This is a genomic window from Ancylobacter koreensis, from assembly GCF_023016525.1.
GTDB classification, from domain to species: Bacteria; Pseudomonadota; Alphaproteobacteria; order Rhizobiales; family Xanthobacteraceae; genus Ancylobacter; species Ancylobacter koreensis.
Genome location: NZ_JALKCG010000002.1, coordinates 513,349 through 535,879, shown reverse-complemented (window position 1 = coordinate 535,879; position 22,531 = coordinate 513,349). Strand labels below are relative to the sequence as shown.

Here is a 22,531-nt window from a genome sequence, read left to right as displayed (position 1 = left end):
ATTCTAGCGTCGCCCCGCCATCCACGGAACAGGGCGACGACCATGCACGATCCGATCTCCACCGGCGAGGCCGCCAGCGACGACGCGGCCCTGTTCCAGACCCTGCTGTCCCTGCGCGCCGCTGTGATCGAGGAGGCCGCCCCGCTGAAGGAGCGCTTCTTCCGCGAGGACGGGCGCGAGGACGCAGCGCTGGAGAATCTGGCCCATTATCTCGCCCTGCGCCGCCACGAGCTGCGCCCGCTCCAACGCCAGCTCATGCGGCGCGGCCTGTCCTCGCTGGGCCGGCTGGAAAGCCGCGTGCTGCCGACGCTCGACGCCGTGCTCGTGGCGCTTGCCGCGCTCGCCGGCCGCCCGGCGCCCTATCCCGCGCCGGACGTGGCGAACTTCTTCGCCGGCGAGGCCCGCCTCGACGCGGCCAGCCTCGCCTCGCTTGGTCCGGAACCGGCCGACCGTCCCACCCGCATCATGGTGACGCTGCCGGGCGAGGCCGCCGGGGCGCCCGACTTCGTGCTGGAGCTCGCCCGCGCCGGCATGGACGTCGCCCGCATCAACTGCGCCCATGACGACGCCGAAGCGTGGCGCGCCATGGCCGGGCATGTGCGCGCCGCCGGCGAGGCGGTCGGACGGCCCATCGCCGTGCTGATGGACATTGCCGGCCCGAAGATCCGCACCGGCGCCGTGCTGCCCATGAAGAAGGGCAAGCCCGAGGGCCGGCTGCTGCCGGGCGACACGCTGCGCCTCGTCGCCAAGGGCAAGCCCCATGTCGACGAGACCGCCCGCTTCAGCGCCGCCGTCTCGCTGCCGGAGATCGTCACCCGGCTCGCGGTCGGCCACCGCGTGCGCTACGACGACGGCAAGGTCGAGGCGGTGGTGGAGAGCGTCGGCGAGGGCGAGAACGGTGCCGAGGCGATCCTGCGCATCCTCCACACGCGGCCCGACGGCACCAAGCTGAAGCCCGAGAAGGGCATCAACCTGCCCGACACCGCACTCGGCCTCTCCCCGCTCACCGCCAAGGACGACGCCGACCTCGCCACCATCATCGAATGCGCCGACCTGATCGGCTATTCCTTCGTCAGCCGGCCGGAGGACCTCGACCTGCTCGACGCCGCGCTCGACAAGCACGGCCGCGGCGCGCGCCCGCTCGGCCTGATGGCCAAGATCGAGCGCCCCGAGGCGGTGACGAACCTGCCCGACCTCATCGCCCGCGCCGCCCGCCGCGGCCCGTTCAGCGTCATGATCGCGCGCGGCGACCTCGCCGCCGAGATCGGCTTCGAGCGGCTCGCCGAGATGCAGGAGGAACTCCTGTGGATCTGCGAGGCCGCCGCCGTGCCGGCGATCTGGGCGACGCAGGTGCTGGAGGACCTCGTGCGCGACGGCATCCCTTCGCGCGGCGAGATGACCGACGCCGCCATGGCCGCCCGCGCCGAATGCGTGATGCTCAACAAGGGCCCGGCGGTGCGCGAGGCGATCGAACTGCTCGACCGCCTGCTCTCGCGCATGTCGGACCATCTCGACAAGAAGACCCCCACCCTGCGCGCGCTCAAGTCCTGGTAGGCAGGGGCAACCGCGCATCGATCATCCCGTGGGAATTCCATCGTCATCGCGCCCGGAACGTAGCGGAGAGCCGGGATCGTCCACAGAGAGCGCGTCGTCTTCGGCACGCGATCCCGGATCGGCCCTACCGGCCGTCCGGGATGACGGACCAAGCGGATGACGGAATGGCCCGCCGCGCCGGCCTGCCACCCTCACCCCGTCATCCCCGGGCTTGACCCGGGGATCCACGACTTGGGTGCGGGCGCGCCACGCTCTTGCCGAATAAGCCGTGGATGGCCGGGTCAAGCCCGGCCATGACGGGGCTCTGGGTGGACATGACGGGATTGCACATGGAGCCGTCCGGAAGACGGATGGTTCGACGCACGCCACGGCGGGATGTCGCCGTGCCAGGGGCGCCCTATTGCCCCACGAGGTAGTGCGCGCCCCATTCCTCGTTGGGGATCGCCGCGCCGAGCTTGTAGGAGAAGCTCTTCACGTCCATCCCCTCGTTCTGCGTCTCGCACTCGTAGGCGATGTGGTACCAGGTGTTGCCGCTGCGGATGGCGGCGCCGGAGGCCTTGATCTTCCAGCCCTTTATGACCGGATCGCGATAGGCATAGGCGACCAGCTCGTCCGGGTGCATGCCCTTGTTGTCGCGCCCGACCTCGCCCATCGCCCGCGAATTGCAGCGCTGCTCGATGCGCTCGGAAGGTTCGAGCTTCATCATCACCTCATCATTGGAGCGGGCATGGGCGGCACCCGCAGGAAGGACGAGAGCGGAAAGGCCGAGAGCGGCGAGGGCGGCGCGCAGGGCGGTGGAAGATGCCAGTGTCATGCGATTCCCTTTAAGCTCGCTCCGTTCAATCGTCCACTTGTGACCATCCTGTGGCCCGTATCCGTAAAGTGACGCAGGCCGGGCGTGTTGCCGGCCACGCCCGGGCGGATTAGAACCGCGCCATGGCGCTGATGGACCTTGCCAACCCTACCCGCTTCCTCGCTCTTTCCGGGCGCGTGCTGCCATGGCTCACCGCACTGGCTTTGGCGACGCTCGCCGTCGGCTTCTTCCTCGCCTTCCGCGCCCCATCCGACTACCAGCAGGGCGAGACGGTGAAGATCATGTACATCCACGTGCCCTTCGCGTGGCTGGCCATGTTCGGCTATTCGCTGATGGCGCTCTCCGCCCTCGGCATCCTCGTCTGGCGCCACCCGCTGGCCGATGTCGCGCACAAGGCGATGGCGCCTATCGGCGCGGTGTTCGCCTTCCTGTGCCTCGTCACCGGCTCGCTGTGGGGCCGGCCCATGTGGGGCACCTACTGGGTCTGGGACGCGCGGCTCACCTCCATGCTGGTGCTGCTGCTGCTCTATCTCGGCCTGCTGGCGCTGCGCTCGGCCATCGAGGACCCCAACCAGGCCGGCCGCGCCGCCGCCGTGCTCAGCCTCGTCGGCTTCGTCAACGTGCCGATCGTCAAGTTCTCGGTCGACTGGTGGAACACACTGCACCAGCCGGCCTCGGTGTTCCGCATGGACGGGCCGACCATCCATTCCAGCCTGCTCTGGCCGCTGATGATCTGCGCCGTCGGCTTCACCCTGCTCATGCTGGCCCTGCACATGGCGGCGATGCGCAACGAGATTTACCGCCGCCGCCTGCGCGTGCTGGAAGCGCGTGCCGCCGCCGAGGCCGCCTATGCGTGAGGGGGCCTGAATGCTCGGCGAGCACGGCAGCTTCATCCTCGCCTGCTACGGCGTGAGCGCGCTCGTCCTCGGCACACTGGCGCTGTGGACCGTGCTCGACGGGCGCCTGGTGCGCCGCCAGCTCGGCGAGCTGGAGGCGCGCGGCGTGCGCCGCCGTTCGGCCGGCACCCCCGAGGCGTGAGGAAGCCGCGATGAGCGAGACCATCCCCTCCCCCGGCCGCCGCCGGCTGCTCGTGCTGCTGCCGCTGATCGCGTTTCTGGCGCTGGCGGCGCTGTTCTACGGCCGGCTGTTCTCGGGCGATCCCTCGCGCGTGCCTTCGGCGCTGATCGGCCGGCCAGCCCCCGCGCTCGACCTGCCGCCGCTCGACGGGCTGGCACGCGACGGCGCCGCCGTGCCGGGCCTCACCTCCGCCGGCCTCACGGGCGAGGTGACGGTGCTCAACGTCTTCGCCTCCTGGTGCGTGCCCTGCCGGGACGAGCACCCCTTCCTCGTCGCGCTGTCGAAGATGCCGGGCTTCCGCCTCGTCGGCCTCAACTACAAGGACGACGCCGAGAACGCCCGCCGCTTCCTCGGCCGCTTCGGCAATCCCTATGCCGCCGTCGGCGTCGACGCCAATGGGCGCACCGCCATCGACTGGGGCGTCTACGGCGTGCCGGAAACTTTCGTCATCGGCCGCGACGGGCGCATCGCCTACAAGTTCATCGGCCCGCTCGACGAGCGCGGGCTGACGGAAAAGCTGCTGCCGGAAATCCAGAAGGTCATGGCAGCGCCGGCCCCGGCGCCTGTGGCAAGCCCCGCGCCGGGCGCCGCCGCCGGCGGCTGAGCGGCCGCTACCGCTAGCCGGGGTGCAGCGCCTTGAGCAGCACCCGGCGCACCGGCTCGGCCGGCGCCCCGAGAAGCTGCGTGCCCGCCGGCGTGTAGAGCGCGCCATAGGCGTGGCGCCCCTCCGGCCCGAAGATCACCGTGATCTTGTAATGCGCGCAGTCGGTCGGCTTGCACAAGTAGAACACGTGGAAGCTCGCACCCTCCGCCGTCACATTCTGCGCCGGCGACCACACGCCGCGCACGCCCTTGAGCCAGCGCTCATGGCGCACCACCGGGGCGGTGAGGTGCTTCCAGGCGGTGCGGTAGGGCTCGCGGCCACCCAGCTCGTAGAGCGCGGTCTTCGTCGCCGGTCCACCCGTGGTCTGCGCGCTCGCGCCGGCGGGATTGATGAGGGAGAGAGCCAGCAGGGCGAGGGCCGGCATCGTCGCGCGCGAGCGGCCAAGCGACGATCCCGCCCGCGCGCCCATCGCGTCAGTTCCGCTCGTCGGGCAGGACGGGGAGCGGAAGAATCTCGATCTCGTCCTCGATCAGCGCCCGCACGTCGTCGGCGCTGGCCTCGCCATGGATGGCGCGCGCCTCCTCCTCGCCCTCGTGCATGCGGCGGGCGAGCGTGGCGAAGTCCTCGCCCACATAGTCGGAATTCGCCTCCACATGGGCGCGCACCGCACGCAGCATCGCGCGGAGCTGCTGCTCCTTCTCCGACATCAGCGCCACCGGCTGCGGAGACGGAGCAGGAACCGGCGCCGACGGCGTGGCTGCCGGCTCGGCTTCCGGCGCTCCCTTGCGGGTGCCGCGCCCGAGCGCCGGCGCCATCAGCGCCTTGTCGACATCCGGTGAGCCGCAGACGGGGCAGGTCACGAGCCCCGCCGCACGCTGGCCGTCAAAGGCGGCGGAATCGCGGAACCAGCTCTCGAATTCGTGCGCGCGGGCGCAGGTCAGGCGGTAGAGGATCATGTCGCGCCGCCCGCCCCCTCGCGCGAGGCGACGAGGTGCAGCCGGGATTCCGCGCCCGGCGCCAGCAGCTCGAAGCGGCGGCCGTTGGCGAGCGAGGGAATGCGCGCGCGCACCGCCGCGACCTTGGCCGGGTCGATCTCCGCGGCGACGATGCCGGGCTCGGTGCCGCCCTCGGCGAGCACGGTGCCCCACGGGTCGATGATCAGGCTGTGGCCGAAGGTCTTGCGGCCGTTCTCATGCGTGCCGCCCTGCGCGGCGGCGAGCACGAAGGAGCCGGTCTCGATCGCCCGCGCCCGCAGCAATACGTGCCAGTGCGCCTCGCCGGTGGACTGGGTGAAGGCCGCCGGCACGGTGATGAGGCCGGCGCCGCCCTCCGCCAGCGCGCGGAACAGCGCGGGAAAGCGCAGGTCGTAGCAGATGGCGAAGCCCAGCCTTATCTGCGGCAGCTCCGCCAGCACGGCGAGCTCGCCCGGCCGATAGGCGTTGGATTCGCGGTAGACGTCGCCATTGGGCAGATCGACGTCGAACATGTGGATCTTGTCGTAGCGCGCGGCGATGGAGCCGTCCGGCGCCAGAAGGTAGGAACGGTTGGCGGCGCGGTGCTCGCTCGCCTTCACCGCCAGCGAGCCGATATGCAGGTGGATCTTCAGCTCGGCGGCGAGCGCGCGGAAGGCGGCCAGCGCCGGGTCGTCCTCCTCCGCGTGCAGCACCCTGAACAGCGCCTCGCGGTTCTCCTCCATCGTGCCGGTCATTTCCGGCGTCTGCACATAGCTCGCGCCCTCGGCCGCTGCCTGCCGGATGAGGGCCGAGGCCGCCTCGATATTGGCGGCGACGCTCTTGGCAGTGCGCATCTGCACGAGCGCGGCGCGGAAGGGGCTGCCGAGCGGCGGGACGACGGGGACGGTGGTCATGCGTCTGCTCTTTCAGCTCGCCAGAAGCGCGTCGAGTTCGCCGGCTTCCTCCAGCGCGTAGAGGTCGTCGCAGCCGCCGATATGCCGGCCGTCGATGAAGATCTGCGGCACGCTCGTGCGCCCGTTGGCCCGGCTCGACATGGCCGAGCGGGCGACGGGATCGCCGGTGACGTTGATCTCGGTGAATTCCACCTCCTTGCGTGCCAGCAGGTTCTTGGCGGCGTGGCAATAGGGGCAGGAATAGGTGGTGTAGATCTCGATCTGCGACATCGCTTGCGACCTCTGCGCGCTGCTTCGCGGCGGTGATGGCTATGATATGGGCGCGGCCTCCCCGTCAACAACCCGCCCGTCAACAACCCGCGCGAACACCAGCACGTCGACCCGCGCCGCGCCGGCGCGGGCAAGCGCCTTGGCGCAGGCGTCGATGGTGGCGCCGGTGGTCAGCACGTCGTCGACCAGCACCACGCGCCGGCCGGCCAGTTCGCCGCGTGCCGCCTCCGGCACGGCGAAGGCGCCCGCGACGTTGCGGGCCCGGTCCTGCCGGTCGAGCCCGACCTGCGGGGTGGTGGCGCGCCGGCGCGCCAGCCAGCCGGACCGCACCGGCACCCCGGCCGCCCGCCCGATGCCCTGCGCCAGCGCCGCCGACTGGTTGAAACGCCGCCGCCACAGCCGCAGCCCATGCAGCGGCACGGGAACCAGCGCGTCGGCATCCGCGAGGATGTCCGCCCCCGCCCGTGCCATCATCCGCGCCAGCGGGGCGGCGACGTCGAGCCGGTCGGCATATTTCAGCGCGTGGATGAGGTCGCGCGACACATCGCCGAACAGCGCCACCGCCCGCGCCCGTCCATAGGCCGGCGGATCGGTCAGCGCGGCGGCGGAGACCGCCGGCCCCTCGGCGGCGTCGAAATCATGCGGCAGCGGCGTGCCGAGCCGGTCGCAGAACGGGCGTTCGATGAAGCCGACCCGGCTCCAGCAGCGCGCGCACAGGCAGCCCGGCTCCTCCACCGCCGCCCGGCAGGCCATGCAGAGCGGCGGCAGGGCGAGATCGACCGCCCCGCGTGCGAGCCTGCGCAGCACATGGCGGCCCAGGGCGCCGGCCCGCACGGCCAGCGGCAGGGCGGCGCCTTCCAGCGCGGGATCGGAGGGCCGGGAGATATCCATGGGCGCCGAGCCTAGCACGCAGGCCCCACGCCCGCGCCACCCGCTCCGGCGACATGTCATCGGGAACATCGCCCCCGCACGGCGCTGCCGGCTTTGACCCGGCGTAGCGGCGGGCTTATGCCTCTCGCCCGAGGAGCATCCCATGTCTGGTTTCAATCCGCTCGACGTCTTCGACGCCCGCGCGCTGGCCGCCCGGCGCCGCCGCGCGCTGGCGCTGGGATCGGAGACCTTTCTGCTCGACCGGGTGGCCGAGGACCTCGCCGACCGGCTCGCCGCGGTGAAGCGCCGCTTCGCGATCGCCGCCGATCTCGGCACCCCGACGCCCGCTTTGCGCGACGCACTCGCCGGCTCCGACATGATCGGCCGGCTGTTCGCCTTTGGCCCGGCCGAGCGCGCCGACGTCGATGCCGTCGCGGACCCCGAGGTGCTGCCCTTCGCGCCGGAATCGCTCGATCTCGTGGTCTCGGCGCTGGCGCTGCAGACGGTAAACGACCTCCCCGGCGCTCTGGCGCAGATCCGCCGCGCGCTGCGGCCAGACGGGCTGCTGCTCGCGGCCTTCTTCGGCTCGGGCACGCTGGCCGAGCTGCGCGAGGCCTTCGCCATCGCCGAGAGCGACACGCTGGGCGGCATCTCCCCGCGCGTGGCGCCCTTCGCCGACCTGCGCGACCTCGGCGGCCTGCTCCAGCGCGCCGGACTCGCCCTGCCGGTGACCGACGTGGACCGCGTGGTGGTGCGCTATGGCGATCCGCTCGCCCTGCTGCACGACCTGCGCCGCATGGGCGCGGCCAATCCGCTGACCCATCGCCGCCGCACCCCCCTGCTGCGCAAGACGCTGGCGCGGCTGTTCGAGGTCTATGCCGAGCGTTTCGCCGATGCCGACGGACGGCTGCGCGCGACCTTCGAGATCGCCTGGGTTTCCGGCTGGGCGCCGCATGAGAGCCAGCAGAAGCCGCTGCGCCCCGGTTCCGCCAAGGCCCGGCTGGCGGATGCCCTGAAGGTGCCCGAAGGCAAGTTGCCCGGCGGCGGTTAGGCCGGGCGCGAACGGCGCAGGACGACGATCTGCACCGCCAGCCCGACCACCAGTACCCCGAGCAGCCCCGCCTGCGCCCCGCGCAGCAGCGGCGCGTCGAGCGAGGTGACGAAGGGATGGCCGTCCGGCACACGGCGCAGCACCTCGGTGACGGTGGGCAGCATCAGCAGGAAGGCGGTGAGGCTCAGGCTCACCGTCTCGACATAGCGCGCCGCGCGCCCGAGCGCGCCGATACCTCCGGCCGTGTAGCCGACGAGCAGGAGCAGGAGCGTCACCGCCCCGATGACGAAGCCGGCCGGCTGGTGGGTGACGAGGAAGACGCTGGCCGCGCCGATCAGCATCGCCACCAGATAGATCGTCCCCGCTACGGAGCGCGGCACGATCCGGCCGTAGCGGGCGAACATGTAGAGCATGGCAGGAATGGCCGGCAGGCTGCCGAGTGTGTGCAGCCAGCCGAGGGGGGAGATGCCGAACATGGGATTTTCCTTTGTGGATGCGTAACTACCTACTGATCGGTAGGCGACAAGGACGACGTTTGACGTCGGGCGGGCTCTTCCGAGGCCTTTTCAGCCGGCCAGACGGTGCAGCAGGGGGCGGGTGATGGTGCCGAACATGGCGGGATCGCCATAGGCGCGGGCCGACAGCATGGCGCCGTGCACGCTCGCCATGAACAACTCCGCCTCGACAGGGCCAGGATCGCTCAGGTGCAGGCCGCCTTCGGCCGCGCCGCGCTCCATCGTTGCCGCCAGCCACGCTGCCAGCGTGCGAAAATGGCCCCGCACCTCGCTCGCCACTACATCGGGCAGGACGGGCAATTCGCTGGCGAGCAGCGCGCAGAGGCAGATTGGCGCGCGCGCCTCGGCGATGCACGCTTCCCAGTAGCCGAGATAGGCGGCGAGCCGCGCGGCCGGGTCGCCGACGTGCTGTTCGAGCGCGGCGAGCCCCTCTTCGGCCTCGCGCCGGTAGCGGGCGACGAGCGCGCGCACGAGATCGGCCTTGGCCGGAAAATGGTGATGGATGCTCGCCTTGCGGATACCGACGACCTCGGCGATGTCCGCATAGCTGAAGCCGTTATAGCCGCCCGCCACGATCAGTGACTGGGCGCAGTCGAGAATGGCGTCGGACGTGGTGCGTGCGCTGGTCATTCCTGTGTCTACCTTCTGGTAGGTAGACACGCAAGACAAGCCTCATCACGAAAGCGCGCGCAGGCCGGGACGTGCCTACCGGCCGGGACCCAGCAGGTCGAGCAGGACGGGGATGATCGGCTCGTCGGCCGGCGGCATCGGATAGTCGCGCAGCTTGCCCGGCTTCACCCAGGCGAGCCGCTGGCCTTCGCGACCGGTGGGCGTGCCTTCCCAGCGCCGGCAGATCCACAGCGGCATGAGGAGCTGGAAGCTCTCATAGGTGTGGCTGGCGAAGGTAAGCGGGGCGAGGCACGGCTCCTTGACCTCGATGCCGAGCTCCTCGGCGAGTTCGCGGATCAGGCAGTCCTCCGGCCGCTCGCCCGGCTCGACCTTGCCGCCGGGAAACTCCCAGAGGCCGGCCAACGACTTGCCCTCGGGCCGCTCGGTCAGCAGCACGCGCCCGTCGGCGTCGACAAGCGCGGCGGCGGCGACGAGGACGAGCTTCACGACCCCGCCCTCACGACCTGTAATCGCCGTTGATGGCGACATACTCCTTGGTGAGGTCGCAGGTCAGCACGCGGTCGCTGCCGCGCCCGAGCCCGATGTCGACGGTGATGTCGATCACCTCATTCTTCATGTAGGCGGAGGTCTCAGCTTCGTCATAGGCGGGATCGCGCGCGCCTTCGTGCGCCACGCGGATCGGGCCGAAGGAGATGGTCAGCCGGTCGCGCTCGGCCGGCTCGCCCGCCTTGCCCACTGCCATGACGACGCGGCCCCAGTTGGCGTCCTCGCCGGCCACCGCCGTCTTCACCAGCGGCGAGTTGGCGATCGACATGGCGATGCGCCGGGCGGACTTCTTCGACACCGCGCCGGTGACGTTGACACGCACCAGCTTGCGGGCGCCCTCGCCGTCGCGGGCCACCTGCTCGGCAAGGTCCGCCAGCACGCCGGTCAGCGCGCGGCGGAAGCGGGCGAGGCGCGGGTCCTTCGCGTCGGCGATGCGCGGCGCACCGGAAGCGCCGGTGGCGAACAGCAGCAGCGTGTCGGAGGTCGAAGTGTCGCCGTCGATGGTCACGGCGTTGAAGCTGTCAGTCACGCCCTTGGAGAGCAACGCCTGCAATGCCGGCGCCTCGATGGCGGCGTCAGTGAAGACGAAGGACAGCATCGTCGCCATGTCGGGCGCGATCATGCCGGCGCCCTTGGCGATGCCGGCAATGGTCACCTCGACGCCCTCGATCTTCACCTTGGCGGTGGCGAGCTTGGGGAAGGTGTCCGTGGTCATGATCGCCTTCGCCGGGTCGATCCACGGCAGCGGCGCGAGGCGCGTCGCGGTCGCGTCGAGCACGCCCTCATATTTGGTGGCGTCGAGCGGCTCGCCGATCACGCCGGTGGAGGCGAGATAGATCTCGTCCTCGCGGCAGCCCAGCGCCTTCGCCGCGATCTTCGCGGTCAGCGCCGTCGCCTCGCGGCCTTTCTTGCCGGTAAAGGCGTTGGCGTTGCCCGAATTCACCACGAGGCCGCGCGCCAGACCGTGCGGCAGGACCGCCCGGCACCATTCGACCGGCGCGGAGGGGCACTTCGACCTGGTGAACACGCCCGCCGCCGTGGTGCCGGCATCGAGCGCCAGCAGCAGCACGTCGGTACGGTCACGATAGCGGATGCCCGCCTCGGCGGTGGCGAAGCGCACGCCGGCGACGGGGCCGACGTCAGGCACCTTCTTCGGCGCGAGGGGGGAGACGGGAGCGTCGTGGGCCATGGCGGGAACTCGGCTGCGCGAGGGATTCTTGGCGGAATTCTTGGCGGGATTCTTCGGCGGGAAACGGCCGAACCGATGTGCCCGAGATGGGCGACATCCGCAAGACGGCCGATGAAGCGGGACGATGCACGTGAAAAGGCCCCGGAGCCTTCGTTCCGGGGCCTCTCCATGCTCAACGGACGGGCGCGGCGATCACCGCGCGGGCGATCACTGCGCGGGGATCACTGCGCTGGCTTGGGCGCCTCGGCCGGCTTGGTGGTCAGGTCGCTCGGGCTGGGAGCGGCGGCGGTCTTCTCGACCTTCGCCGCCTCGCGGGCCTTCTGCACCGCTTCGGCCTGCGCCTTCTGGGCGAGGAACTGCTCGATCTGCGGCTTCACCTCGTCGAAGGTCGGCACCGGCTTCTCGCGCTTCTCCTCCAGCTTGATGATGTGCCAGCCGAACTGGGTCTTCACCGGCTGGGAAACCTCGCCCGGCTTCATCGCGAAGGCGACATCGGCGAATTCCGGCACCATCTGGTCCTTCACGAAGAAGCCGAGATCGCCGCCGTCCTGCTTGCCCGAGGGGTCCTCGGTCAGCTCGCCGGCCAGCTTGGCGAAGTCCTCGCCCTTCTTGATGCGCGCCAGCACGTCCTTGGCCTTCTTCTCGGCGGCGTCGGACGCCGCCTTGTCGCCGGCCTCGGCGCGGAACAGGATGTGGCGGGCGTGCACCTCCTCCTCCGGCTTCTGCTGCTTCACCGCCTCCTCATAGGTCTGCTTGAGGGCGGCGTCGGTCATGGCGGCCTTGGTCGCCTTCTCCAGCGCCGCCTGCATCAGCACGCGCTTGCGGATGAAAGCGAGCTGCTGCTGGAAGGCCGGGGTCTGGTCGAGCTTGTCGGCCTCGGCGGACTGCGCCATCGCGGTGAGGTCGATGAGGAAGCCGAGCACATATTCGTCGCGAGCAGGGCCCTGGATCTGCGGCGGCAGGTTCGGCGCCAGTTCCTCGGCGGCGGCGGCGACATCGCTGCGGCGGATCGGCGTGCCGTTCACCGTGGCGAGCACCGGGTCGTCGCCCTGCGCCGCGGCGGGGGCGGCGGGAGCAGCGGCGTCCTGCGCCAGCGCCGGCAGGGCCGGGACGAGAGCCGTGCCAAGCAGGGCGGCGAGAAGGCCGGCGCGCAGCAGGCCGGCGGCGGGGCGAACGGAAGCCTTGGTCGCGGCGTGCGGGCGATGACGGTTCATTGGGTCGTTCCTCAAATGGCGGTTGTCCGCTGTGGGCGGCGAAAGCTGGCCCAGCCGGGTTCAGGTTGCAAGCGCGTAGCACCGCCGATGCGTATTATTACAGCCGCGGCGATGGCAGGCGCCGACGGGCGCGTCGACGACCGGCGCGTGCGCCCCCGCTACGGGGCGAAACTGTCGTCCGGCACGCGATTGACAACCCCCAAACCCGTTCATAAGTGTGGCACGCGGTGCGAGACCTCCCCGGTACTCGCATTTATGTGACGCAAGAACCCGCAAGCGGTTCGCGGCGGCGCGGCCCGGCAGACCCATTTCGGCCGCAAATGGCGTCTCGATGAGGCTGGCGACCGCGCGACCGCGCCGGGCCTTGCACACGAGGACGCGGCGGCCCGTCACCGTCCGTCCGATACCTGCTCCTGGCGGACACGGATTGGAAGCCTCATGCTCGGCGCTCTCGCGCGAAAGCTCTTCGGATCGGCCAACGACCGCCGCGTGCGCGGCTACCAGCCCAAGGTCGCGGCCATCAATGCGCTCGAACCCGAGCTTCTGAAGCTCAGCGACGACGAGTTGCGCGCCCGCACCGTCGCCTTCCGCGAGCAACTCGCCAACGGCGCCACGCTCGACGACCTGCTGGTACCGGCCTTCGCCACGGTGCGCGAGGCTGCCCGACGCGCACTCGGCCAGCGCCATTTCGACGTCCAGCTCATCGGCGGCATGGTGCTGCACGAGCGCGGCATCGCCGAGATGCGCACGGGCGAAGGCAAGACGCTGGTCGCCACCTCGCCGGTCTATCTCAACGCGCTCACCGGCAAGGGCGTGCACGTCGTCACCGTCAACGACTACCTCGCCAAGCGCGACGCCGAATGGATGGGCCGGGTCTACCGCTTCCTCGGCCTCACCGTCGGCATCATCCATCACGGGCTCGACGACAATGAGCGCCGCGCGGCCTATGCCTGCGACGTGACCTATGCCACCAACAACGAGCTCGGCTTCGACTATCTGCGCGACAACATGAAGTACGAGCTGAACCAGATGGTGCAGCGCCCGCACTTCTTCGCCGTGGTCGACGAGGTGGACTCGATCCTGGTCGACGAGGCGCGCACGCCGCTCATCATCTCCGGCCCGCTCGACGACCGCTCGGACTTCTACAACACCATCGACACCTATATCCCCAAGCTGTCGAAGGAAGATTACGAGGTCGACGAGAAGCAGCGTTCCGTCGCCATGACCGAAGCGGGCATGGAGAAGATCGAGACCCTGCTGCGCGACGCCGGCCTGCTCAAGGGCGAGAGCCTGTACGACATCGAGAACGTCTCGGTCGTCCATCACGTCAACCAGGCGCTGCGCGCCCACACGCTGTTCCAGCGCGACAAGGACTACATCGTGCGCAACGGCGAGGTCGTCATCATCGACGAGTTCACCGGCCGCATGATGCCGGGCCGGCGCTATTCCGAGGGCCTGCATCAGGCGCTGGAGGCCAAGGAGCGGGTGCAGGTCCAGCCCGAGAACCAGACGCTGGCCTCGATCACCTTCCAGAACTATTTCCGCATGTACGAGAAGCTGGCCGGCATGACCGGCACGGCCAACACCGAGGCGGCGGAGTTCCAGGACATCTACAATCTCGAAGTCATCGAGATCCCGACCAATCTGCCGGTCAAGCGCATCGACGACGACGACGAGGTCTACCGGACGGCCACCGAGAAATACAACGCCATCATCGAGCTGATCGACGAGTGCAAGACGCGCGGCCAGCCCGTGCTGGTCGGCACCACCTCGATCGAGAAGTCCGAGCTGCTCGCCGAACTGCTGAAGAAGCGCGGCTTCAAGCAGAAGGACTTCTCCGACCCGGACGCCTTCCGGGGCCTGTATGACGGCGACCAGGGCAAGGCGGACGACAAGGTGTTCGCGGTGCTCAACGCCCGCCACCACGAGCAGGAATCCTACATCGTCGCGCAGGCCGGCGTTCCCGGCGCCATCACCATCGCCACCAACATGGCCGGCCGCGGCACCGACATCCAGCTCGGCGGCAACGCCGACATGCGCATCTCCCACGAGCTCGACGGCCTGCCCGAGGGCGAGCAGCGCGCCGCCGCCGAGAAGCGCATCCGCGACGAGGTCGTGGCGCTGAAGGCCAAGGCGCTGGAAGCCGGCGGCCTCTACGTCATCGGCACCGAGCGCCACGAGAGCCGGCGCATCGACAACCAGCTGCGCGGCCGCTCCGGCCGTCAGGGCGACCCCGGCCACTCACATTTCTTCCTGTCGCTGGAAGACGACCTGATGCGCATCTTCGGGTCGGACCGGCTCGACGGCATGCTGCAGAAGCTCGGCCTCAAGGAGGGCGAGGCGATCGTCCATCCCTGGATCAACCGCGCGCTGGAAAAGGCGCAGCAGAAGGTCGAGGCGCGCAATTACGACATCCGCAAGAACCTGCTGAAATACGACGATGTGATGAACGACCAGCGCAAGGTGGTCTTCGAGCAGCGCGTCGAGCTGATGCAGGACGAGGACGTCGCCGAGACCGTCGTCGAGATGCGCCATGGCGTCATCGAGGATCTCGTCGTCAAATACGTGCCGCCCAACGCCTATCCCGAGCAGTGGAACACCGAAGGCCTCGCCGAGGAACTGCGCCGCGTCATCGGGCTCGACCTGCCGGTCAAGGAATGGGCCGCCGAAGAAGGCATCGCCGACGAGGAGATGCGCGAGCGCATCCAGCGCCGGGCCGACGAGGCGATGGCCGCCAAGGCTGCCAAATACGGCCCGGAGATCATGCGCTATGTCGAGAAGTCGATCCTGCTGCAGACGCTCGACCACCTCTGGCGCGAGCATCTGGTCACGCTCGACCATCTGCGCCAGGTCATCGGCCTGCGCGGCTACGCCCAGCGCGACCCGCTGAACGAGTACAAGTCCGAGGCCTTCCAGCTCTTCGAGGCGATGCTCTCGAACCTGCGCGAGGCGGTCACGGCGCAGCTCATGCGCGTCGAGGTGATGACGGCGCCGCCGCCGGAGGAGGTCCCTCCGATGGTCGCCCACCACATCGACGCCGCCACCGGCGAGGACGAGTTCGCGCTCGCCGATGCCGAGCTCACCGCCGAGGCGACGCTGGCTCCGTCCGAGGATGCCGGCGCGCCGCGCCGCGACCCCAACGATCCCTCGACCTGGGGCCGCGTCGGCCGCAACGAGACCTGCCCCTGCGGCTCCGGCCTCAAATACAAGCACTGCCACGGCCGCTTCGTCTGAGCGGCCGGCGGCAGGCGTCACGCCTCCTCAGGGTTGCATCTAATCCTAGAATTGATAGCCTCCGCGTGTATCGCGCGCGGAGGCTGTTGTGTCTGATGTGAACGAGGTGGCACGAAGCGGGATCGATGACACCACCCGCTTCCTGATCTATCCTGCGGCCATCTACGTCCTTCAGCAGCTCTTTACCGGGTTTTTCAAGCTACGCGGCGCCCTGCGTGAACGAAGCGTACTTGTCACCGGCCTCATTGACGAGATCAAGAGCATCCAGAAGACCAACAGCTCTCATCGCGTTACGTTTTCAAACGCCGTTTCGACGAATTTATTCGCAAAGCGGATTGAAGAATCCGCCACATATTATCCCTACATCTCTATTGGCGACGGCAAGAATATCGTCTTCGACGGCAATGCAGAACGGCTTCCATTCTTCCTGAATCCTGACGCCTTCAATAAGGTCGTCGAATTCTACGACACTTATGCGCTTCTCATTGCGTCGCTGAAAGGGATGCACAACAGTGCGTTCAAGGAACTGAGCGCCGAGAGAAAACTCAACGCACTCCGTAATATCTCGGACGTTTTCGAAGAGTTATTCTCACAAATGCCGGCGTTGCTGGACATTCTGGAGAACGAGCACAGACGCCTGACATCGCGAAGCGTGCTCTGGCACCTGACCGGGCTGAGCCTCAGATGGTAGTCGGACGATACGACGCGATCAGACCGTAAGCGGTGGAAGCGGCTTCATGATGAACACCTCGAAGCGACAGAAACACTAGCCCTGTCGGGATAATGGCGATCCTGACGCCACATCGCAAGTGCGTGCTTCATGAGCCCCTTACGGGGCCGCGCATGCCCGATCGCCTTCCGGCGTGGTCCATACTCGCGCCTACTGCACGCTGGAGGAGAAGCTGCCGGGCGTCAGGATGGTGGCGCCGGGCAGCGCCTGCGTGCCGTAGATCGCCTCGTTCTGCGAGGTGACGGAGGGGCGCAGCGCCGGGCCGGCGCCGTTCGTACCGGTCGCCGCTGCCGGCGGGGTGGCAGCCGTGCTGGTGCTGGTGCCATAGCCGGGATGGGTCTGGCGCGGCACGACGCCGGCGGACGGGGGCGGCGCGGAAGCGGAGGTCGGGGCCGCCGGGCGGGCAGTGGAGGCCTGCGGCGCCGGCGCGGGATTGGCGCGCGGGGCGGGCGCCGTCGCGGCCGAGGCAGCCGGGCGGGCCGAAGGCGCGGGAGCGGGCGCCTGCCGGACCGGTGGAACCGGCACCTCGGCGGCGGCATCGGCGCCCGGTGCCGTGGCTTGAGTGGTGGGCGTCGGGGCCGGCGGCGTGCTGCCGCCGAACAGGTTCTTCAGCCCGTCGAAGAAGCCGCCGGAATCCAGCGAGGCGACCTGCGTCGCGGGTGCCGGCGGCGGGGTGGCGGGCGCGGCTCCCGGTGCCGTCGCAGCCGGTGCCGTGGTCGGCGGCGTGGAGGAGCCGCCGCCGAAGAAGCTGAACAGGCTCGGCGCGGCGGGCGCGGGCGTGGCCGCCGCCACGGCGGTACGCGGGCCGCCCGGTGCGTCGGCCGGACGCGGGGCCGGCAGCGGCACGCCGGTGGCGGCGCTCGCCTCCGTCACCGTGTCGGCCGTGGCGAGCGCGATGCTCTCGGCCGGGGCCGGCTCGTTGGTGGCGACGCCGTAGTCGCTGCCCGGCGGCTTCACCACCGCCGGCAGCGAGCCCGGCGCGGAAAGCTCGGGATTCTCCAGCTTGGCGATGAACACCTTGTGCATGCCGCCGTCCTTGCCGGTCTTGATCGGGGCGGCGGGCTGCAGCGCGCCGGCGCTGGCGATGCGCGTGTCGGTCTCGCGCTGGCGGGCGGCGAGCGCCTCGGCCAGCCCTTCCGGCTGGGTGTAGTCGGGGCACGGCGCGGAAGCCTGCAGCTTCTGGCTGGGGTCGACCGGCGTGGCGTTGAACACGTAGCGCTTGCCGCAATAGCCGACCTGCGGCGGCGCCTTGGTCAGCTCGAACACGTCGCTGCCTTCCTTCAGCATCTTCCAGAAGGCGAGGTTCGGGTTGTTGCGGTGGCGCACCATGTTGTCCGCCGTCATGCGGAACGGATAGGCCTGCACCTGGAAGGAGCGCTGCCCGCCGAAGAAGCTCTCGCGGCCGAGCGCGAAGATCTCCTGCACCTGCTCGTCGGTCATGGCGTAGCAGCCGCGCGAGGAGCAGTCGCCATGCACCATCAGATTGCTGCCGGAGCGGCCCCATGCGCGGTCATAGGCGTTGGGAAAGCCGAGATCGAACGACAGGTAGTAGCTGGAGTTCGGGTTCATCTGGCCCGGGGTGATGGTGTAGAAGCCTTCCGGCGCCTGCCGGTCGCCTTCCTTCACCTTCGGCCCCAGTTCGCCGGACCAGCGGCAGATCGGGTAGGTCTTCAGCAGCGCGTATTCGCCGCCGGTGGTCTCCTTCCAGACCTCCAGCTCGGATTCTTCCTTGAAGATGCGCACGACGATGGGGCTGGATTTCTCCATGCCCTTCTGCTGGATCAGGGCCAGCGTCTGCGGCGAGAGGCTCTTGTTCGCCTTGGACATGGGCGAGACGCCGTCATTGGCGTTGCAGCCGGCGAGCACCAGCGCCGTGGCGCCGGCCAGCAGGACGCCGCGCCAGCCGGCCACGGTGCCGGTTCCGGCCCAAGCGCGCCAAAGGTTCGAAAACCCCGGACCCTTCACCCGACACTCCCCAACGACGCCCGCCCCGGGCGGCTCACGACGCAAGCGTTATACATCACCGGAGCGGGCGGCAATCCCGTGCCCGCATACCAGCAATGCCCGTTCTGTCCGTCTCCTGCCCGGCACGCTCCTGCGCCGACGCCCGGAGGCGGCGGGTCGTGAGCCTCGCGTCAGCCGGTCACAGGTTCCGGCCGATGGCGAGGAACTTCTCGCGGCGCGCCTTGCGCAGCGCCGCCGCGTCGAGCCCTTCCAGTTCGCCCAGCGCCGCCTCGATGGCGTCGCCGGTCGCCGTGATCGCCGCCCGCGGGTCGCGATGCGCGCCGCCCGCCGGCTCGGCGATCACGCCGTCGATCACATGAAAGCGAAGCAAATCCTGCGCGGTGATCTTCATGTTGACGGCGGCTTCCTGCGCCTTGGCGGTGTCGCGCCAGAGGATCGAGGCCGCGCCTTCGGGCGAGATCACGCTGTAGATCGAATGTTCGAGCATGAGGACCCGGTTCGCCGTCGCGATGGCGATGGCGCCACCCGAACCACCCTCGCCGATAATGACGGCAACATTCGGGACGCCGAGCGACAGGCACGCATCGGTCGAGCGGGCGATCGCCTCGGCCTGCCCGCGCTCCTCGGCGTCGAGGCCGGGGAAGGCGCCGGCGGTGTCGACCAGCGAGATCACCGGCAGGGCGAAACGGTCGGCGAGTTCCATCAGGCGCACCGCCTTGCGGTAGCCCTCGGGACGCGCCATGCCGAAATTGTGCTTGATGCGGGTCTCGGTGGTCGAGCCCTTCTCCTGCCCGATCACGCAGACCGGCCGGCCGCGAAAGCGCGCGAGGCCGCCGAGAATCGCGTGGTCGTCGCCGAACTTGCGGTCGCCGGCCAACGGGTCGAACTCGTCGAACAGCTCGCGGGAATAATCGTTGAAGTGCGGGCGCGAGGGGTGGCGCGCGACCTGCGTCTTCTGCCAGGGTGAGAGATTGGCGTAGAGCTGGACGAGGGCATCCTGCGCCTTGGCTTCGAGGCGGGCGATATCGTCGCCGATGGCGACCGCATCGCCCTGCGCCGCCATGGCGCGCAGTTCTTCGAGCTTGGCTTCGAGCTCGGCAACGGGCTTCTCAAAATCGAGGTAACTGCGCATCGTAAATCGGTGAACCGGCTCACTGGGAGGGGGACCGGCCCGGACGGGCGGCCCGCGAAATCGGGCGGAAGCTGCCCCGAGAGGGTGGCGACGTCAAGGCAAGCGCGCAAACGCGCTTAATCCTCGCCCCCTTCGCCGAGCGGATGCAGGTCGCGCACGAGGCTCTTGAGCCGTTCGTCGAGCACGTGGGTGTAGATCTGCGTGGTCGAGATGTCGGAGTGGCCGAGCAGAGTCTGCACGATGCGCAGGTCCGCGCCATGCGCCAAGAGATGACTGGCGAAGGCGTGCCGCAGCACATGCGGGGAGAGCCGGGCCGGATCGAGCCCGGCGGCTAGGGCGAGGTCCTTCAGGTCGAGCGCGACCTGCTGGCGGGTGATGTGGCCGCTCGCCGCAGCGGAAGGGAACAGCCAGCGCGCCTCCCCTGTGCCGCCCCGGCTCGTCATCGCCGCCTTTCCGGCCTTCGCGGCGGCGCGCGCCGCCGCCTCGCGCTCGCGCGCCGCGCGATAGGCGCGCATCGCCGCTTTCGCCGCCTCGCCGAGCGGCACCAGCCGCTCCTTCCCGCCCTTGCCGCGCACGATGATCGCCTCGCCCTTCGCGCTCGCCGCCGAGGCCGGCAGCGCGGCGAGCTCGGAGACGCGCAGCCCCGTGGCGTAGAGCAGCTCGATGAAGCAGGCGACACGCGCCCGCCGCGCCGCCTCCCCGAAGCTCGGAACCGCCTCGGCGGTGCGCGCATGCGCGGTTGCGATCAGCGTGGAGACCTCCTCGACCGAGAGCACCTTGGGCAGCGGCCGCGTGCGGCGCGGGCCTTCCAGCACGGCGGCGGGGTCGTCGCCGCGATGGCCCTCCACATAGAGGAAGCGGTGGAACTGGCGCAGCGCCGAGAGCCGGCGCGCCACGCTGGCGCCGGCGAGCCCACGCACCGACAGTTCCGCGAGATAGGCGCGGATGTGCTCGGTGCCGGCCGCCAGCGGGTCGACGCCCTGCCCTACAAGAAAGCCCTCATAATCCTCGATATCGCGGCCATAGGCACCGAGCGTGTTGGCGCCCGCCCCGCGCTCGGCGGCCATCATGTCGAGGAAGGCGCGCGCCGGCGCGCTCATGGCGGCGCGCTCATTTGGCGAAACGGTCCGCCGGCACGACGACGCTCATCTCGCGCGCATGCGGCTGCACGAGATTGGCGAAGGCCCACAGCGTGCCATAGCCGATGCCGCCGAGCACGGCGAGAATGACGAGAAGGCGGATGAGGCTCGGCATGAAGAGGCGGCCCTGCGCGATTCGGGAAAATCCGGTCTGCGCGATCCTAAGGCCTTTGGGCGGCCGGACGGAAGCAATCGCCCGTCCCCGCCGGTATTTCGCGGCACGCGCTTGCATTGCGTCGGCCTCGCGCGGGTGCTAGTCCGCGACGGAGCGGGAGCTGGGGCCGTGACCGGCGAGATGACGGCGGACATCGAACAGGACGAGAAGGCGGCGGGGCTGCGCGCGCTTTTGAGCACGCGTTCCATCGTGCTCGTCGGCATGATGGGCGCCGGCAAGTCCTCAGTCGGCAAGCGCCTCGCCCGCCGCCTCGCCCTACCCTTCGCCGATGCCGACATCGAGATCGAGCAGGCGGCCGGCATGAGCATTCCCGAGATCTTCGAGCATCGCGGCGAGCCCGCCTTCCGCGACGGCGAGAAGAAGGTGATCGCCCGCCTGCTGGAGACCGGCCCCATGGTGCTCGCCACCGGCGGCGGCGCCTATATGAACGGCGAGACCCGCGATGCCATCTCGCGCAACGCCCTGTCCGTCTGGCTGAAGGCCGAGCTCGACGTGCTGCTGCGCCGCGTGCGCCGGCGCGACGACCGCCCGCTGCTGAAGAACGGCGATCCCGAGGCGACGCTCGCCCGGCTGATCGACCTGCGCTACCCCGTCTACGCGCTCGCCGACGTCACCGTGACGTCGCACGATGTGCCGCAGGACATCATGGTCGACGAGGTGATCGAGGCGCTGACGCGCCATCTCGCCCCGCCGCAGTCGGGAGACGAGACGTGACCGAAGCCGCCGCCAAACCGCCCGCCGCCACACTCACCAGTGACGTCACCCAGCTCCGCGTCGGGCTTGGCGAGCGCTCCTACGACATCGTGATCGGCCCCGGCCTGCTGGAAGAGGCCGGGGCACGCATCGCGGCGCTTCGCGCCGGCGCGCGCGTGGGCATCGTCACCGACCGCAACGTGGCCGAGCGCCATCTCGGCCCGGTCGAGGCGTCGCTGAGGCAGGCGGGGCTGTCTCCCACCGCCATCGTCATCGAGCCGGGCGAGAAGTCGAAGAGCTTCCACGTCTTCGAGCAGGTGGTCGACGAGCTGCTGGCCGCCCGCATCGAGCGGCGCGACCTCGTGCTGGCGCTGGGCGGCGGCGTGGTCGGCGATCTCGCCGGCTTCGCGGCGGCGGCGCTGCGGCGCGGCGTCGACTTCGTGCAGGCGCCGACCAGCCTGCTGGCGCAGGTCGATTCCTCGGTCGGCGGCAAGACCGGCATCAATTCGCGCCACGGCAAGAATCTCGTCGGCGCCTTCCACCAGCCGATCCTCGTGCTGGCCGACAGCCTCGCGCTCGACACGCTGCCGCTGCGCGAGTTCCGCGCCGGCTATGCCGAGGTCGCGAAATACGGGCTGATCGACAACGCCCCCTTCTTCGGCTGGCTGGAGCGCCGCTGGCAGGACGTGTTCGGCGGCGGCCCGGCCCGCATCGAGGCCATCGCCACAAGCTGCGCCTCCAAGGCCGCCGTGGTCGCCCGCGACGAGAAGGAGACCGGCGACCGCGCCTTGCTCAATCTCGGCCACACCTTCGGCCATGCGCTGGAGGCGGGCGCGGGCTTCTCGCAGCGCCTTCTGCATGGCGAGGCGGTCGCCATCGGCATGGCCCAGGCCTTCCGCTTCTCCGCCCGGCAGGGCCTGTGCGCAGCGGCCGACGCCGAGCGGGTCACCGCGCATCTGCGCACCGTCGGCCTGCCGACCCGCATCGCCGACATTCCCGGCGAGCTGCCGGACACGGACGGGCTGATGGAGCTGATCGCGCAGGACAAGAAGGTCTCGCGCGGCGCGCTCACCTTCCTCCTCGCCCGCGGTATCGGCGAGAGCTTCATCGCCCGCGACGTGGAGCCCGCCGCCGTGCGGACCTTCCTCGATTCCGAGCGCGCCGGGGCTCCCCACCCGTGAGGCGCCGATGAGCCGGGCGCCGGCGCTCCATGGCCTCGGCCGCTGGCTGAAGCCGCGTCCGCCGGCACGCCCGCCGCAGCC

General features: G+C 70.0%; 24 protein-coding genes. 9 read left to right on the top strand and 15 right to left on the bottom strand.

What is annotated here, in order from left to right:
• Positions 1–42 precede the first annotated feature (42 nt).
• Complete coding sequence (locus MWN33_RS09570) at positions 43–1,554, top strand: pyruvate kinase (RefSeq protein WP_247200254.1); 1,512 nt, start codon at positions 43–45, stop codon at positions 1,552–1,554.
• A 397-nt stretch (positions 1,555–1,951) separates the two neighbouring features.
• On the opposite strand, the gene MWN33_RS09565 is transcribed toward MWN33_RS09570, so the two are convergent.
• Entirely contained in the window at positions 1,952–2,368 is a 417-nt protein-coding gene (locus tag MWN33_RS09565; protein WP_247200253.1) for a DUF930 domain-containing protein, read from the bottom strand.
• Between the two features lie 122 nt (positions 2,369–2,490).
• Here MWN33_RS09565 and MWN33_RS09560 point away from each other — a divergent pair, with 122 nt between their 5' ends.
• Genes MWN33_RS09560 through MWN33_RS09550 form a run of 3 tightly spaced genes read left to right on the top strand, consistent with a single transcriptional unit; the run spans position 2,491 to position 4,049 of the window.
• Positions 2,491–3,225: a heme ABC transporter permease gene (locus MWN33_RS09560; protein ID WP_247200252.1), complete on the top strand. Its 735-nt coding sequence runs from the start codon at positions 2,491–2,493 to the stop codon at positions 3,223–3,225.
• Positions 3,226–3,235: 10 nt separating this feature from the next.
• Positions 3,236–3,406, top strand: a complete 171-nt coding sequence (gene ccmD / locus MWN33_RS09555) for a heme exporter protein CcmD (RefSeq protein WP_247200251.1) — start codon at positions 3,236–3,238, stop codon at positions 3,404–3,406.
• A 10-nt stretch (positions 3,407–3,416) separates the two neighbouring features.
• The gene (locus MWN33_RS09550; protein WP_247200250.1) at positions 3,417–4,049 is read left to right on the top strand and encodes a DsbE family thiol:disulfide interchange protein; all 633 of its coding nucleotides are present in this window, start codon (positions 3,417–3,419) and stop codon (positions 4,047–4,049) included.
• 13 nt (positions 4,050–4,062) lie between these two features.
• On the opposite strand, the gene MWN33_RS09545 is transcribed toward MWN33_RS09550, so the two are convergent.
• From MWN33_RS09545 to MWN33_RS09525, 5 genes are read right to left on the bottom strand one after another with little or no spacing between them, the layout of a single operon-like run.
• On the bottom strand, positions 4,063–4,518 hold the full coding sequence (locus tag MWN33_RS09545; RefSeq protein ID WP_247200249.1) for an Ivy family c-type lysozyme inhibitor: 456 nt from the start codon (positions 4,516–4,518) through the stop codon (positions 4,063–4,065).
• A gap of 4 nt (positions 4,519–4,522) precedes the next feature.
• Positions 4,523–5,005, bottom strand: a complete 483-nt coding sequence (locus MWN33_RS09540) for a DUF1178 family protein (protein ID WP_247200248.1) — start codon at positions 5,003–5,005, stop codon at positions 4,523–4,525.
• Positions 5,002–5,916 (bottom strand): carbon-nitrogen hydrolase family protein, encoded by a 915-nt coding sequence (locus MWN33_RS09535; protein ID WP_247200247.1) that lies wholly within the window; start codon positions 5,914–5,916, stop codon positions 5,002–5,004. The genes MWN33_RS09540 and MWN33_RS09535 overlap by 4 nt, the downstream gene beginning before the upstream one ends.
• A gap of 12 nt (positions 5,917–5,928) precedes the next feature.
• Positions 5,929–6,186, bottom strand: coding sequence for a glutaredoxin 3 (gene grxC, locus MWN33_RS09530; protein ID WP_247200246.1), 258 nt, complete (start codon positions 6,184–6,186; stop codon positions 5,929–5,931).
• Positions 6,187–6,225: 39 nt separating this feature from the next.
• Entirely contained in the window at positions 6,226–7,077 is an 852-nt protein-coding gene (locus MWN33_RS09525; protein WP_247200245.1) for a ComF family protein, read from the bottom strand.
• Positions 7,078–7,219: 142 nt separating this feature from the next.
• Between MWN33_RS09525 and MWN33_RS09520 the strand changes: the two genes are divergently transcribed.
• Positions 7,220–8,107: a methyltransferase domain-containing protein gene (locus MWN33_RS09520; protein ID WP_247200244.1), complete on the top strand. Its 888-nt coding sequence runs from the start codon at positions 7,220–7,222 to the stop codon at positions 8,105–8,107.
• Here the strand turns inward: MWN33_RS09520 and MWN33_RS09515 are convergent.
• The 5 genes from MWN33_RS09515 to MWN33_RS09495 form a co-directional block, all read right to left on the bottom strand.
• Complete coding sequence (locus tag MWN33_RS09515) at positions 8,104–8,583, bottom strand: hypothetical protein (protein ID WP_247200243.1); 480 nt, start codon at positions 8,581–8,583, stop codon at positions 8,104–8,106. The two genes, MWN33_RS09520 and MWN33_RS09515, sit on opposite strands and share 4 nt — an antisense overlap.
• Positions 8,584–8,673: 90 nt before the next feature.
• Positions 8,674–9,252, bottom strand: a complete 579-nt coding sequence (locus MWN33_RS09510; RefSeq protein WP_247200242.1) for a TetR/AcrR family transcriptional regulator — start codon at positions 9,250–9,252, stop codon at positions 8,674–8,676.
• Positions 9,253–9,327: 75 nt separating this feature from the next.
• Positions 9,328–9,780: an 8-oxo-dGTP diphosphatase MutT gene (mutT, locus tag MWN33_RS09505; RefSeq protein ID WP_247200241.1), complete on the bottom strand. Its 453-nt coding sequence runs from the start codon at positions 9,778–9,780 to the stop codon at positions 9,328–9,330.
• The gene (gene argJ, locus MWN33_RS09500; RefSeq protein WP_247200240.1) at positions 9,749–10,987 is read right to left on the bottom strand and encodes a bifunctional glutamate N-acetyltransferase/amino-acid acetyltransferase ArgJ; all 1,239 of its coding nucleotides are present in this window, start codon (positions 10,985–10,987) and stop codon (positions 9,749–9,751) included. The genes mutT and argJ overlap by 32 nt, the downstream gene beginning before the upstream one ends.
• A gap of 221 nt (positions 10,988–11,208) precedes the next feature.
• Complete coding sequence (locus MWN33_RS09495; RefSeq protein ID WP_247200239.1) at positions 11,209–12,201, bottom strand: peptidylprolyl isomerase; 993 nt, start codon at positions 12,199–12,201, stop codon at positions 11,209–11,211.
• Between the two features lie 438 nt (positions 12,202–12,639).
• Between MWN33_RS09495 and secA the strand changes: the two genes are divergently transcribed.
• Both secA and MWN33_RS09485 read left to right on the top strand, forming a co-directional pair.
• Positions 12,640–15,435, top strand: coding sequence for a preprotein translocase subunit SecA (gene secA, locus MWN33_RS09490; RefSeq protein ID WP_247200238.1), 2,796 nt, complete (start codon positions 12,640–12,642; stop codon positions 15,433–15,435).
• A gap of 88 nt (positions 15,436–15,523) precedes the next feature.
• The gene (locus tag MWN33_RS09485) at positions 15,524–16,126 is read left to right on the top strand and encodes a hypothetical protein (RefSeq protein WP_247200237.1); all 603 of its coding nucleotides are present in this window, start codon (positions 15,524–15,526) and stop codon (positions 16,124–16,126) included.
• 189 nt (positions 16,127–16,315) lie between these two features.
• Here the strand turns inward: MWN33_RS09485 and MWN33_RS09480 are convergent, their stop codons facing one another.
• The 4 genes from MWN33_RS09480 to MWN33_RS09465 form a co-directional block, all read right to left on the bottom strand.
• Positions 16,316–18,076, bottom strand: a complete 1,761-nt coding sequence (locus MWN33_RS09480) for a L,D-transpeptidase family protein (protein ID WP_247200236.1) — start codon at positions 18,074–18,076, stop codon at positions 16,316–16,318.
• A gap of 232 nt (positions 18,077–18,308) precedes the next feature.
• Positions 18,309–19,262 (bottom strand): acetyl-CoA carboxylase carboxyltransferase subunit alpha, encoded by a 954-nt coding sequence (locus MWN33_RS09475; protein WP_247200235.1) that lies wholly within the window; start codon positions 19,260–19,262, stop codon positions 18,309–18,311.
• A gap of 116 nt (positions 19,263–19,378) precedes the next feature.
• On the bottom strand, positions 19,379–20,362 hold the full coding sequence (locus tag MWN33_RS09470) for a tyrosine recombinase (RefSeq protein WP_247200234.1): 984 nt from the start codon (positions 20,360–20,362) through the stop codon (positions 19,379–19,381).
• A gap of 10 nt (positions 20,363–20,372) precedes the next feature.
• Positions 20,373–20,516 (bottom strand): hypothetical protein, encoded by a 144-nt coding sequence (locus MWN33_RS09465; protein WP_247200233.1) that lies wholly within the window; start codon positions 20,514–20,516, stop codon positions 20,373–20,375.
• 180 nt (positions 20,517–20,696) lie between these two features.
• Here MWN33_RS09465 and MWN33_RS09460 point away from each other — a divergent pair, with 180 nt between their 5' ends.
• Positions 20,697–21,290 carry a shikimate kinase gene (locus tag MWN33_RS09460; RefSeq protein WP_247200348.1) on the top strand — a complete coding sequence of 198 codons (594 nt, stop codon included), beginning with the start codon at positions 20,697–20,699 and terminating at the stop codon, positions 21,288–21,290.
• Positions 21,287–22,450, top strand: a complete 1,164-nt coding sequence (aroB, locus tag MWN33_RS09455) for a 3-dehydroquinate synthase (protein WP_247200232.1) — start codon at positions 21,287–21,289, stop codon at positions 22,448–22,450. The genes MWN33_RS09460 and aroB overlap by 4 nt, the downstream gene beginning before the upstream one ends.
• Positions 22,451–22,531 lie beyond the last annotated feature (81 nt).